We start from the raw sequence: 12643 nt of genomic DNA, 5'->3' as shown, positions 1-12643 counted from the left end.
ATCGAAGCAGCCGTCGAGAAACTGCAGAACGCGCGTAACCCGATCCTGGTGATCGGTGCCGGTGCCAACCGCAAGATGACCGCCAAGGTCCTCAAGCAACTGATCGACAAGACCGGCATCCCGTTCATCACCACCCAGATGGGTAAAGGTGTGGTCGACGAGCGTCACCCGCGCTTCCTCGGCAATGCTGCACTGTCGTCGGGCGACTTCGTTCACCGCGCCGTAGAAGCCGCCGACCTGATCATCAACATCGGCCACGATGTGATCGAGAAGCCGCCATTCTTCATGGTCCGTGGCGGCACCGAAGTCATCCACATCAACTTCCGCTCTGCCGAAGTCGATGCCGTGTACTTCCCGCAAGTAGAAGTGATCGGCGACATCGCCAACGCCGTGTGGCAGATCAGCGAAGCGCTGAATGACACTTCGCACTGGGACTTCACCCGCCTGATGGCCATCCGTGAAGCCAACGAAGCACAGATCGCCGAAGGCGCCGACGACGACCGCTTCCCGGTCTACCCACAGCGCATGGTTGCTGACATCCGTCGTGTACTGCCGTCCGAAGGCATCGTCGCTCTGGACAACGGCATCTACAAGATCTGGTTCGCTCGCAACTACAAGGCGCACAAGCCGAACACCGTGCTGCTGGACAACGCCCTGGCGACCATGGGCGCCGGCCTGCCATCGGCAATGGCTGCGCACCTGGTGCACCCGGACCGCCCGGTAATCTCGGTGTGCGGCGACGGCGGCTTCATGATGAACAGCCAGGAACTGGAAACTGCAGTACGTCTGGGCATGCACATCACCGTGGTGATTCTGCGTGACGACGGCTACGGCATGATCCGCTGGAAGCAGGCCAACATGGGCTTCACCGACTTCGGCCTGGACTACGGCAACCCGGACTTCGTCAAATATGCCGAAGCCTACGGCGCCAACGGCCACCGCGTGGAAAGCGCCGAAGGCCTGCTGCCGCTGCTGGAGCACTGCATCAAGACCCCGGGTGTGCACGTGATCGACTGCCCGGTCGATTACAGCGAGAACGACCGCATCCTCAACAGCGAGCTGCGTGAGCGCGCCCTGGCGGTGTAAGCCCTGACAGGCCGGCGCCGTCCTTTTTCAGGGGCGGCATTGCGCTGCGAAAAGGCCCGTATAGCTGACAGTGATATGTCGGCGTTACGGGCCTTTTCATGACACAAGACTGCCTCTGAATCCCACTCACCCCAGATCAAGCAGGCCTTGCAGGCTGGCCAGAATGGCATTGGCGTCATAAGGCTTGCGCGCGACGGGCACATGCTGCAAGTGCTCGGGAATGCTGATGCCTTCGCCGTAGCCGGTGGCAAAGAGGAACGGAACCTGCCGGCGAACCAGCTCATCCGCTACGGAAATGGAGGTTCCGGTGCCCAGGTTGACATCCAGTATTGCCGCGTCCGGTGTGTGGCTGCCAAGCAGTTGCATGGCTTGGTCCTCGGAGCTGGCGGTGATCACGTCCGTGATTTGCGCATCATTGAGGATTTGCTCCAAGCCTACTGCAATCACCAGTTGATCCTCGAGTATCAGCACACGCAAGCCCGAGCGTGCTGCAAAGGCGCCGCGTTCACGCGCCAAGGGCGTGGCCGGGAGAGCGGTTTCTGCCGCTTCGGCTACGGAAAGGTGCTTGGCCGGGATTCTGAAAAAGCCTTGCAGGCCTTCGGGGTGATATTCCACCGTGCTGGTGCCACCCAGATCGAACGGGATGCTGCGGTCGATCAGCACCGTGCCGAAGCCGCTGCGGCTGGGCGGGCGTACCGTTGGCCCACCACTTTCACGCCAACTGATGGCACAGGCGTGGGTGGCGTCGATTGCCCAGCTCACCGAAAGCTTGCCGCCGGCCCGCGATAGCGCACCATACTTGGCCGCGTTGGTGGCCAGTTCGTGCAGCACCAGCGCCATGACCGAGTACGCGCGCGCATCGAGGATGACGTTCGGGCCCTGCAATTCGATCACGCTGGCAGCCGTGCGATAGGGCGAAAGCTCGGCCTCCAGCAGGTTCGTCAGGCGCCCGCCACCGTCACCGCGCACCACCTGGTCGTGGGCCAACGACAATGCCTGGATACGCCCTTTCAGCGTTGCCACATAGTCCTGCAGGGTCTGGCTCTCCGGGGTCGGATGGGCAACCAGCGCACCAATCAGCGACAGGATGTTCTTGACCCTGTGGTTGAGCTCTTCGTTGAGCATGCGCTGGCGTACTTCAGCCTTGGCGCGTTCACTGGCGAGCAGCTCGCTGTTGTGCAGCACCACTTCTACGATAGCGGTACGGATGGCATCGCCAAACTGGCGGTCCTGCTCGGTCCAGGGTAGCGACTGCTGGTGAACGGTTTCTTTCCAGATGGCGAAGCTTTTGCGGGGCGTCAGGCGGTCGCCCAACGCGCCGCTGTCATAGGTCTTGTTCGGGTCCCCGGCCCAGTCGAGTGTCTCGACCACCTCCTTGCGGAAGAAGATCAAGTAATCCCTTGGGTGTTGCGACATCGGGATGATCAGCACACCCGACACATCATTAAAATACGCCTGGGCCGACGGGAGCACTGTCGACAGGCGATTGGACGCCCAGATTCGGCCTTCGCTGACCATGTCTGCCAGGCGCAGCAGATCAGGCACGGCCGTTTGGGGCGGCGCCAGCCCTGCGCACGACCAGCGGCCTAGCAGCGACATGCCGATGCCGTCGCAGGGAATCAGCGACATCAACCGGGGCAGGCGTGCATGGAAGAACCCATCAATGTCCGCCGTCTGATTGGCGTCGCGCAGCAGGCTGTCCAGCGCTTTGTGGATGCGCACGGCGGCTTCGAGTTTTTGCCGGCTACGCAGGGTCTCTATATGCAGGGAGAAGAACTCACCGAACATCTCGGCGGCCACACGTTGTCCCATGGACAGCGTGCGTGGTGCGTAGTGATGGCAGGCAATCATTCCCCACAGCTCGCCGTTGACGATGACGGAAATCGACATCGAGGCGCCTACGCCCATGTTGCACAGGTATTCGCAATGGATCGGCGAGACGCTGCGCAGGTGCGCGTAGGACAGGTCGAGTGGTTCGCCCGAGGGGTCGAGCACCGGGTTGATGGCGACCGTTTTGAACTGGGCGTCGGAGATTACCCGGATCGGGTTGCGCAGGTAGAGCGCGCGGGCCTGCTGGGGGATATCGGAGGCAGGAAAATACTGGCCCATGAAGCTTTCGAGGTCGCCACGCTTGGCCTCGGCAACCACCTTGCCGGCACCGTCTGCTCCCAGCTGGTAGATCATCACCCGGTCGTAACCGAGCACCGCCCGGACAAAACGGGCGGCGTCGCGGAACAGCTTGCTGGTCTGGTCGATTTCGCGCAGTTGGGCAATCAGCGTGCGGGCCAACTCGATCGGCTCGGCGATGCTCGCGCCGGCGGGTTCGAATTCGAGGATTGCCGTGCCTTTGTACAAGTGGGCGGCGATGTCGACGGCCTCGCCGTTGGGCAGCGTCACGCCAAAACTGAGCGCGGGCCGCGAGGCGTCCCGGGTGCGGGCAAGTGCATTGCGAAGCGTATGTGTCACTTCATCACCAAGCACCGCGTGCAGTTTCTGACCATTGATATCGTTTGCTACACCCAGCACTTGTGGGGCGTTGACCGAATGGCGCAGCACCACGGTCGCCGAGGTATCACAGGCCAGCAGGCAGCCATGGGGCTGGATGCTCCCGGGAATCTGGATGGGCTCCCGGTCGCAGTTGGTCAGGTTAACTTGGGGGTTGTAGGTCATCGGCCCGTGCCTGTGGGTAAGGGGAGGCGGGCAGCAGGTCCGCCATCGTCCGTCAGCCTAGCAGGCATTGAACGCCTTGGGGATGGTGGGCCGCTCCATTCCCAGGGCGGTGCGCTGCTGCTGATCAGTCAGCTTTGGAGTACAGATGTGCTCTTGTCGTGAATCGCTTGAAGGCAGCTGTGATCAATGGTCTCATCCCGCGCTTGAGCCAACTGGTATTGCAAGATGAACCGCCCACTGTTTATTTCCATCGATGGGCCCAAGGGTACCGGCAAGACCACGCTGCTGGAGGCCGTCACTCAAGCGTTGCGGCTGGACGGGAACAAGGTGATCCGCCTCTGCGAAAGAAAGAATGACCCTCACCGTGGCGAGACCATGGCCCTGGTCAACCAGCTTTCCAGAAGCCCTTGCCAGGACCTTGAGTTCAAGGTTTGCGAGCGCTTCGCTGAAAGCCGCGCCTGGATTTCCCGGCATGTACTGCCCAGGCAGCCCGCTGACAGCATCATCCTGATTGATCGCTGGTACCCCTCTGACGCTGCGTTTCGCCGCACAGTGCCGTTTGACAAGATCCTGCGCCTGAACCTCGAACGGAACGTGCAAGTACCCGATCTGCATGTTGGGGTGGTCACAACGCCTGAAACCTCATGGGCAAGGGCCGCGGCGCGCACACGTGGGCTGGGCAGTACGGTGATCCATAACCTGGATGAACAAATTGCCTGTACCGAGGCGTTCGAGCGTGCGGTTGCGGAGCAAGGCTGGGTGCTGTGCCGCAATGAAGGGACTGTCGACGAGGCAACGCGGCAGGTCGTTCGCGAGATTCAGGGCGTGCTTCGACACCTGTGAGGCAGGGGCGAGTACGGCCTGAATACTGCCTTTGCAGGTATCAGGCGCCCTGCCGGTCGATGTCACGGCGCAGGACTACCGACGTGGTGATGTCATCCACCGATTCGTGACGTGCCACGTTGTCGCGTACCTGGTTGAGGTCGTCGATCGTCCGGGTCTCCACTTCAACCACCAGGTCAAGCTGACCGCTCACCGACGAAACCCGCCGTACGCGCGCGTCCGTTGCCAACTGGTCGAGCAACCCCATGGCAGGCGTGCGCTGCAACGTCACCAGCAAGATGGCGCGTATGACGTTGGCGTCTATTTCGCCGATGTCAGCGCGATAACCGCGAATGATCCCGCTGCGTTCAAGGTTGGCTACCCGCTCGGTGGTGGCGCTTCTGGAAAGGCCTATGCGGCCGGCTAATGCCTTGAGCGCAATGCGCGCGTCCTTTGACAGTACCTCAAGAATTTCACGATCTTTAGCGTCCAGATCACGCATTCCACCCCCTTGATAAGCTTGCCGTCATTATGCCGGCCGGTACCGGCATAATGCCTGTTGCGCCCGACCGTATGCAGGGTGTCCGTTTCGGCGGCGCATGACAAGCTATTGCAAAAACAATTCGCGCGCTCGGAACCTGATGATATGACAGACCTTTCCCACCCGGCACCTCGGTTTTCGGCAAGCGATGCAGAGGGCCTTGCAAAAGATTTCTTCGATGTCACCGGCACTGCAACGCCCCTGGATGGGGAACGTGATCGCAATTACCGGCTGGATACGGGCGTAGATGCAGGCTGGATACTGAAAATCGTCAATGCCAGCGAGCCCAGGGTAGAAAGCGAGTTTCAAACCGCGCTACTCGATCACCTGGCCGTGCATGGCGCGCATTTGGGCGTGCCACACCTGCGGGCCAGCGTGACTGGCGACTACCTGCCGTCTGTGGCCAGCAGCACCGGTGAAAAGCACGCTGTGCGCCTGGTCAGCTGGCTGGCTGGCACGCCACTTGCCAAGGCCAGTCGTTCCATGGCGCTGATGAGAAACTTCGGCCAGGCACTCGGTGAACTTGACCGTGCCCTGCAGGGCTTCATGCACCCGGGCGCAGTCCGTGACCTGGACTGGGACTTACGCCACGCTGCGCGTTCCCGCTCGCGGCTGCACTGCATCAAGGCCCCTGATCGCCGGGCCATTGCCGAGCGCTTCATCGCCCGGTTCGAACAGACTGTACAGCCGAAGCTGGCGTCCCTTCGGGCCCAGGTGATCCACAACGACGCCAACGACTGGAACATCCTGGTCGATGCCGAAACGGCCGGTAACGTGACTGGCTTCATCGATTTTGGCGATGCCGTGCACACCGTTCTGATTGCCGAGGTCGCGATCGCCAGCGCCTACGCCATTCTCGACATGGACGACCCGATCGGCGCTGCAGCTGCGCTGGTGGCCGGCTTCCATGAGAAGTACCCGTTGCAAGCGCAAGAGCTTGATGTGCTGTTCAACCTGATTGCCATGCGCTTGGTCATCAGCGTCACGTTCTCCGCTTCCCGGCAGGACCAGACCGACGACAACCCTTACCTGGCGATCAGTGAAGCGCCTGCCTGGCGTCTACTGGAGCAGCTTGATTCGATGAACCCACGGTTGGCCACCGGCATTTTGCGCAAGGCCTGTGGTTTCGATGCCATCGAAGGTGCGGGGGAAGTCCGCCGCTGGATCGCCGACAACCACAAGTCGTTTGCCGACCTGGTGCGCCCGTCAGCCGCCATTCTCGACAAGGTCATCGCGCCGTTTGGCGATGCCAGCCATGAGATGACCATCGCCTCGGCCCAGCAGCGCCCTGCAGATGCGACGCGGTGGTGGAATGAATTCTCTGTCGCGCACAAGGTGCCGCTGGCCATCGGGCCATGGGGCGAGTTACGTGCCATCTATACCGACAGTGCCTTCGAGTCTCGCTTCATCAAGGGGCAGCACCGTACCCTGCATATCGGGGTAGACCTGGTGATGCCAGCGGGTACGCCGCTGTACGCACCCATCGCCGGAACCGTCAGAAGCGTCGAGGTCGAGCCAGGCCCGCTGGGTTATGGCGGCCTGGTGATGCTTGAGCATACCCCACCCGGTTGCCCGCCCTTTCTGACACTCTGGGGGCACATGGCCCACGAGGCGCTCAGCCGTTTGCAGGCCGGTGACAAGCTTGAAGCTGGCGACCTGGTCGGCTACATGGGCAGCGATCACGAGAATGGCGGCTGGATTCCCCACCTGCATCTGCAGGTGGTCACCGATACCCGGCTGAGCGCGTGCGAGGTCATTGGCGTGGGTGAGCCAGCGTACCGCGACACGTGGGCCGACCTGTTCCCCGATGCTTCGGCCCTGGCCGGTATCCCGCCAGAGACCTACAGCCAGCAGGGGATGACCAAGGCCCAGATCATTGCCAGGCGCAAGGAACTGCTGCTCCCTAACCTGTCCATTTCGTACACCGATCCGATCAAGTTCGTGCGCGGGGATGGCGTATGGCTGATCGACAACTTCGGGCGGGCCTACCTGGACTGCTTCAACAACGTCTGCCACCTGGGCCATGGTCATCCCGACGTGGTCGAAGCCTTGACCCGCCAGGCTGCGCTGCTCAACACCAATACCCGCTACCTGCACGACAACATCGTCGAATACGCCGAACGCCTGACCGGCACTTTGCCAAAGGGCCTTTGCGTAGCGTCCTTTGGCTGCTCGGGGAGTGAGGCCAACAGCCTGATGCTGCGTATGGCGCGCAACTACACAGGCAGTGATCAGGCGATCGTGCTGGACTGGGCCTACCACGGCACCACGCAGGAACTGATCGATCTGAGCCCTTACAAGTACAAGCGCAAGGCGGGCAAGGGCAGGGCGGCGCATGTTTACGAGGCCGTAGTCCCGGACAGCTACTACGCCCCCGAGCACTGGCCCGTGGAAGCGCACGGCAAGCGCTTTGCCGAGTCGGTGGCAGAGCAGCTGGACGCCATGCGCAAGGCAGGCAAGCGCCCCGGTTTTTTCATTGCCGAGTCGATCCCGAGCGTGGCGGGGCAGGTGTTTTTGCCCGAACACTACCTCAAGGAGGTGTACGCCATGGTGCGAGCCGAAGGTGGGCTGTGCCTGGCCGATGAGGTTCAGGTCGGGTTTGGCCGGGTCGGCAGCCACTGGTGGGCATTCGAGACCCAGGGCGTGGTCCCGGATGCCGTCAGCATGGGCAAACCCATTGGTAACGGCCACCCGATGTCGGCGGTAGTGACCACGCGCGAGGTTGCCGATGCTTTCAACAACGGCATGGAGTATTTCAACACCTTCGCCGGTAACCCGGTGTCATGTGCGGTAGGCCTGGCGGTGCTCAATGCAATCGAGCGCGACCGGTTGAAAGACAACGCCTTGAATGTCGGCCATTACCTGCTCGATGGTTTGCGCAAGCTTCAGCAGCAATTCGACGTGATTGGTGATGTGCGCGGATTGGGCCTGTTTCTCGGCGTCGTGCTGGTCACCGACCGCCAGTCGAAGGCGCCAGCCACGGCCCTGGCCAGAAAAGTGGCGGATGGCGCCCGGGAGCGCGGCGTATTGATCGGCACCGAAGGCCCGCATGACAACGTGCTGAAAATGCGGCCCTCGATGATTTTCAGCCGGGCCAATGCGGACTTCCTTCTCGAAGTGCTGAAAGACAGCTTCATCGCGGCGCTGAAATAGCGTTCAGGGCGGGCAGGGCGCGTCCATGAGCACGCCCTGCGTCGCGCCTGTCTGGCGCTCTGGGCAAGTTGACAGATTCAAGCCCCTCTGAGGCCCAGGCCTTCGCGGGCCTGGCCATGCAGGCCGGAGGCTTCTGGCAATGCCGTGACCTTGATCGCACGCACCGGCACGGCGAACTTGGCGCCGATTTTCGAAAACCGCTCCAGCAGCCTGAAGTTGATCGCCTGCTGAATGTCCATGTACAGGTTGTAGCCTGGGTCCTGGACGATATAGACACACTCGTACTCCAGCGCCTCTTTGCCGAAGCCGCGCAGGTGAGCGCGATCGAAACGCGCCTGCTCCTGGGTCTTGATGGCGTCTTCTACGATGCCTGGCGCTTTCTTCACAGCCTCGGTGGGCGTGTCGTAGGAAAGCCCGAACTCAAACACGATGCGACGTTCCTGCAGGCGCTTGTAATTCTGGATGGTGCTGCTGATCATGCTGGCATTGGCCATGACGATCTGTTCGCCGCCGAGGCTACGGATGCGTGTAGTCTTCAGGCCGACGTGTTCAACGGTACCCGCCAGGGGCCCGATGACGATGAAGTCACCGATCTCGAACGGCTTGTCCACGGCGATCGACAACGAAGCGAACAGGTCGCCAAGGATATTCTGCACAGCCAGCGCCACTGCGATGCCGCCCACGCCAAGGCTGGCGACGAAGGCGGTGATGTTCACCCCCAGGTTCGACAGCATCGCCAGCACCACCACAGACCACAGCAGTACTCGCGCGCCCCAGGCCGAAAGGGTAGCCAGCGCGCTGCCCTGATTCAGGCCGTCGGTGCGGTGGCGGGCGAAGTAGCGGCTCAGGCCCAGGCCGATGGCGCGGTTGGCCCACAGGCCAATCTGCAGGGCCGCGACCACGAACCACAGGCTGCTGACCCTGCTTAGCCAGCGCTCGGGCAGGTCGAGCATGCTCAGACCCACCAGCAATGAGGCCAGCAACAACAGAAAGTTGCTGGTGCCGGAAAGCACCTTGGCCATTACCTGGCTCAATGGGCCTTCGTGTTCGGACCACCGCCGTATCCGGCGTATCAGGAAGCTGATTGCGGCACGGGCGACCAGGAAGGTCACGATGGCGACTGTCAGCGCCACCAGCAGATTGAGAATGGAGATGCCAAATACGGTGGTGTCGCTGAAAAACGCGATGATGCGGTCGTTCATGAGTACCTCGCCTCTGGGTTGATTTGCCAAGGTGCTTTCTTGGGACGTCAAAGAGGCGCTACAGGTCGATCGGATTTCACCACGCTGGGCAGACGGAGTCAGTCTCTGTAGATTTTTTTCAATAACCGCAACAGTTCAGTCCTCTCGTCATCCGACAGGTTGGATGTCGCCTGATGATCGCTGTCAGCGGCGATGTGCTTCAACTCCTTCAACAGGGCTTCGCCCGATTTGCTCAGGAAAATCCCGTACGAGCGCTTGTCCGGTTTGCACCGCACGCGCACGGCCAGCGCGCGCTCTTCCAGTTTGTTCAGCATTGGCACGACTTGCGGCGGTTCGATAGCCAGCGCACGCGCCAGGTCGGCCTGCATCAGCCCGGGATTCTGGTCGATGATCGCCAGGGCGGAAAATTGTGCCGGGCGCAGGTCATGGGCCGAGAGCCGAGCGATAAGGTTCTGAAACAGCTTCAATTGCGCGCGTCGCAAGGCGTAGCCGATCAAGTCTTCAAGCACCCCTTCTCCCACAGGAGCAGCCACGCAAGCGTCGTCGGTAGTACGGGCAGACCTAGCCATCAGGGTTCATGCTCCTCGATCATGGGTAAGAAAGTTACCTATTTTGCCTATCCTTCTGCGATCCGGCTAGTGCAGGTCGGGCAAAAAGGCAGCGCGCTAACCTTGGCACAAAGATAATTTTGTTAATGGTTAATTGACATAACTAATTTGACCCGTTAGCGTGAGCCCATCACCCCGAACAACAAGAGTGCAGAACCATGAGCAAATACGAAGGCCGCTGGACCACCGTGAAGGTCGAACTGGAGTCGGGCATCGCCTGGGTGACCCTCAATCGCCCGGAAAAACGCAATGCCATGAGCCCCACCCTGAACCGGGAAATGGTCGACGTGCTGGAAACCCTCGAGCAGGACGCCGACGCTGGCGTGCTGGTACTGACCGGTGCTGGCGAGTCCTGGACCGCGGGCATGGACCTGAAGGAGTACTTCCGCGAGGTGGACGCCGGCCCGGAAATCCTCCAGGAAAAAATCCGTCGCGAAGCCTCGCAATGGCAATGGAAGTTGCTGCGTCTGTATGCCAAGCCGACCATCGCCATGGTCAACGGCTGGTGCTTCGGCGGTGGCTTCAGCCCACTGGTGGCATGCGACCTGGCGATCTGCGCCAATGAAGCGACCTTCGGCCTGTCGGAAATCAACTGGGGCATCCCGCCTGGCAACCTGGTCAGCAAGGCCATGGCCGATACCGTTGGCCATCGTCAGTCGCTGTACTACATCATGACCGGCAAGACCTTCGATGGCCGCAAGGCTGCCGAGATGGGCCTGGTGAACGACAGCGTGCCGCTGGCCGAGCTGCGTGAGACCACCCGCGAGTTGGCGCTGAACCTGCTGGAAAAAAACCCGGTGGTGCTGCGCGCCGCGAAGAATGGTTTCAAGCGCTGCCGCGAGCTGACCTGGGAACAGAACGAAGACTACCTCTACGCCAAGCTCGACCAGTCTCGCCTGCTGGACACGACAGGTGGCCGCGAGCAGGGCATGAAGCAGTTCCTCGACGACAGGAGCATCAAGCCAGGCCTGCAGGCCTACAAGCGCTGAGTCGCACCGCGGGCGGTGGTGCGCCGCGCCAAAGCCCGCGGGTATTTCTCTATAACGACAACAAAGAGGAATGAGCATGTTGCAGGTGCCTTTGCTGATTGGCGGGCAGTCGCGCCCCGCCAGTGATGGACGAACCTTCGAGCGCTGTAACCCGGTGACCGGCGAGGTGGTGTCGCAAGCTGCTGCCGCCACACTGGCTGATGCTGATGCCGCCGTGGCTGCTGCCAGCGCGGCGTTTCCGGCCTGGGCCGCCCTGGCGCCGGGCGAGCGGCGCAGCCGCTTGCTGGCAGGTGCTGATCTGTTGCAGGCGAGGGCTGGCGAGTTCATCGCCGCTGCCGGTGAAACCGGGGCCATGGCCAACTGGTATGGCTTCAACGTGAAGTTGGCCGCCAACATGCTGCGCGAGGCAGCAGCCATGACCACGCAGATCACCGGTGAAGTGATCCCCTCGGACGTCCCCGGCAGCTTTGCGATGGCCCTGCGCGCGCCTTGCGGCGTGGTGTTGGGCATCGCGCCGTGGAACGCTCCGGTGATACTGGCCACGCGTGCCATTGCCATGCCGCTGGCCTGCGGCAACACCGTGGTGCTCAAGGCTTCGGAGCTGAGCCCGGCGGTCCATCGGCTGATCGGCCAGGTGCTGCACGATGCAGGCATCGGCGACGGCGTGGTCAATGTCATCAGCAATGCGCCGCAGGATGCACCGGCCATCGTCGAGCGGCTGATCGCCAACCCAGCGGTCCGCCGGGTCAACTTCACCGGCTCGACGCACGTCGGGCGCATTGTCGGCGAACTGGCGGCCCGCCACCTCAAGCCAGCGCTGCTCGAACTGGGCGGCAAGGCGCCTCTGTTGGTGCTCGACGATGCCGACCTGGACGCCACGGTCGAAGCGGCGGCCTTCGGTGCCTACTTCAACCAGGGGCAGATCTGCATGTCCACCGAGCGCCTTGTGGTGGACAGCCGTATTGCCGACGCCTTCGTCGACAAGCTGGCGGTGAAGATCGCCGGGCTGCCTGCAGGTGATCCGCAGGCCAGCACCTCGGTGCTCGGCTCGCTGGTCAGCGCAGCGGCCGGCGAGCGCATCAAGGCACTGATCGACGATGCCGTGGCCAAGGGCGCGCGCTTGGTTTGTGGCGGCCAGCTGGAGGGCAGCATCCTGCAACCGACCTTGCTCGACAACGTCGATGCCAGCATGCGCTTGTACCGCGAGGAGTCCTTCGGCCCGGTGGCGGTGGTGCTGCGCGCCGAAGGAGACGAAGCCTTGCTGCAGTTGGCCAACGACTCGGAGTTTGGTCTGTCATCGGCCATTTTCAGCCGCGACACCAGCCGCGCCCTGGCCTTGGCCCAACGGGTGGAGTCAGGTATCTGCCATATCAACGGCCCGACCGTTCACGACGAAGCGCAGATGCCGTTTGGTGGGGTCAAGTCCAGCGGCTACGGCAGCTTCGGCAGCCGCACGGCCATCGATCAGTTCACCCAGTTGCGCTGGGTCACCCTCCAGCACGGCCCGCGTCACTATCCCATCTAGCCGCTGCAGGCCCAGGCCACCGGCAAGATGACCGCCGCCCGTAATAC

General features: G+C 62.1%; 9 protein-coding genes. 5 read left to right on the top strand and 4 right to left on the bottom strand.

Annotated features, from left to right (window positions below):
* On the top strand, positions 1-1086 hold a 1086-nt coding region (locus ACF8GF_RS10965; protein WP_392488621.1), incomplete at its 5' end, for an acetolactate synthase large subunit.
* A gap of 126 nt (positions 1087-1212) precedes the next feature.
* Here ACF8GF_RS10965 and ACF8GF_RS10960 read toward each other — a convergent pair.
* On the bottom strand, positions 1213-3756 hold the full coding sequence (locus tag ACF8GF_RS10960) for an HWE histidine kinase domain-containing protein (RefSeq protein ID WP_392488620.1): 2544 nt from the start codon (positions 3754-3756) through the stop codon (positions 1213-1215).
* A 225-nt stretch (positions 3757-3981) separates the two neighbouring features.
* Between ACF8GF_RS10960 and ACF8GF_RS10955 the strand changes: the two genes are divergently transcribed.
* Positions 3982-4599: a dTMP kinase gene (locus ACF8GF_RS10955; RefSeq protein WP_176684165.1), complete on the top strand. Its 618-nt coding sequence runs from the start codon at positions 3982-3984 to the stop codon at positions 4597-4599.
* Between the two features lie 40 nt (positions 4600-4639).
* Here ACF8GF_RS10955 and ACF8GF_RS10950 read toward each other — a convergent pair whose 3' ends face one another.
* On the bottom strand, positions 4640-5080 hold the full coding sequence (locus ACF8GF_RS10950) for an Lrp/AsnC family transcriptional regulator (RefSeq protein ID WP_021784634.1): 441 nt from the start codon (positions 5078-5080) through the stop codon (positions 4640-4642).
* Between the two features lie 144 nt (positions 5081-5224).
* Here ACF8GF_RS10950 and ACF8GF_RS10945 point away from each other — a divergent pair, with 144 nt between their 5' ends.
* Positions 5225-8272 (top strand): aminotransferase class III-fold pyridoxal phosphate-dependent enzyme, encoded by a 3048-nt coding sequence (locus ACF8GF_RS10945; protein WP_392488619.1) that lies wholly within the window; start codon positions 5225-5227, stop codon positions 8270-8272.
* Between the two features lie 77 nt (positions 8273-8349).
* Here ACF8GF_RS10945 and ACF8GF_RS10940 read toward each other — a convergent pair whose 3' ends face one another.
* Together ACF8GF_RS10940 and ACF8GF_RS10935 are read right to left on the bottom strand one after the other, a co-directional pair.
* Positions 8350-9474: a mechanosensitive ion channel family protein gene (locus tag ACF8GF_RS10940; protein WP_392488618.1), complete on the bottom strand. Its 1125-nt coding sequence runs from the start codon at positions 9472-9474 to the stop codon at positions 8350-8352.
* Between the two features lie 98 nt (positions 9475-9572).
* The gene (locus ACF8GF_RS10935) at positions 9573-10043 is read right to left on the bottom strand and encodes a MarR family winged helix-turn-helix transcriptional regulator (protein WP_103444434.1); all 471 of its coding nucleotides are present in this window, start codon (positions 10041-10043) and stop codon (positions 9573-9575) included.
* Positions 10044-10240: 197 nt separating this feature from the next.
* Here ACF8GF_RS10935 and ACF8GF_RS10930 point away from each other — a divergent pair, with 197 nt between their 5' ends.
* Both ACF8GF_RS10930 and ACF8GF_RS10925 read left to right on the top strand, forming a co-directional pair.
* Entirely contained in the window at positions 10241-11071 is an 831-nt protein-coding gene (locus tag ACF8GF_RS10930) for a p-hydroxycinnamoyl CoA hydratase/lyase (RefSeq protein WP_392488617.1), read from the top strand.
* Between the two features lie 76 nt (positions 11072-11147).
* Positions 11148-12596 carry an aldehyde dehydrogenase gene (locus tag ACF8GF_RS10925; RefSeq protein ID WP_103444432.1) on the top strand — a complete coding sequence of 483 codons (1449 nt, stop codon included), beginning with the start codon at positions 11148-11150 and terminating at the stop codon, positions 12594-12596.
* The last annotated feature ends 47 nt before the right edge of the window (positions 12597-12643 follow it).

Source organism: Pseudomonas sp. yb_5 (genome assembly GCF_043103865.1).
Taxonomy (GTDB): domain Bacteria; phylum Pseudomonadota; class Gammaproteobacteria; order Pseudomonadales; family Pseudomonadaceae; genus Aquipseudomonas; species Aquipseudomonas putida_Y.
The sequence above is the reverse complement of the archived record's forward strand: the minus strand, read 5'-3'. Positions and strand labels throughout refer to the sequence as shown.

Excerpts from the sequence above, each read along its gene's own strand:
- ACF8GF_RS10960 (WP_392488620.1), bottom strand. The coding sequence starts at position 3,756 with ATGACCTACAACCCCCAAGTTAACCTGACCAACTGCGACCGGGAGCCC.
- ACF8GF_RS10955 (WP_176684165.1), top strand. The coding sequence starts at position 3,982 with ATGAACCGCCCACTGTTTATTTCCATCGATGGGCCCAAGGGTACCGGC.
- ACF8GF_RS10950 (WP_021784634.1), bottom strand. The coding sequence starts at position 5,080 with ATGCGTGATCTGGACGCTAAAGATCGTGAAATTCTTGAGGTACTGTCA.
- ACF8GF_RS10945 (WP_392488619.1), top strand. The coding sequence starts at position 5,225 with ATGACAGACCTTTCCCACCCGGCACCTCGGTTTTCGGCAAGCGATGCA.
- ACF8GF_RS10940 (WP_392488618.1), bottom strand. The coding sequence starts at position 9,474 with ATGAACGACCGCATCATCGCGTTTTTCAGCGACACCACCGTATTTGGC.
- ACF8GF_RS10935 (WP_103444434.1), bottom strand. The coding sequence starts at position 10,043 with ATGGCTAGGTCTGCCCGTACTACCGACGACGCTTGCGTGGCTGCTCCT.
- ACF8GF_RS10930 (WP_392488617.1), top strand. The coding sequence starts at position 10,241 with ATGAGCAAATACGAAGGCCGCTGGACCACCGTGAAGGTCGAACTGGAG.
- ACF8GF_RS10925 (WP_103444432.1), top strand. The coding sequence starts at position 11,148 with ATGTTGCAGGTGCCTTTGCTGATTGGCGGGCAGTCGCGCCCCGCCAGT.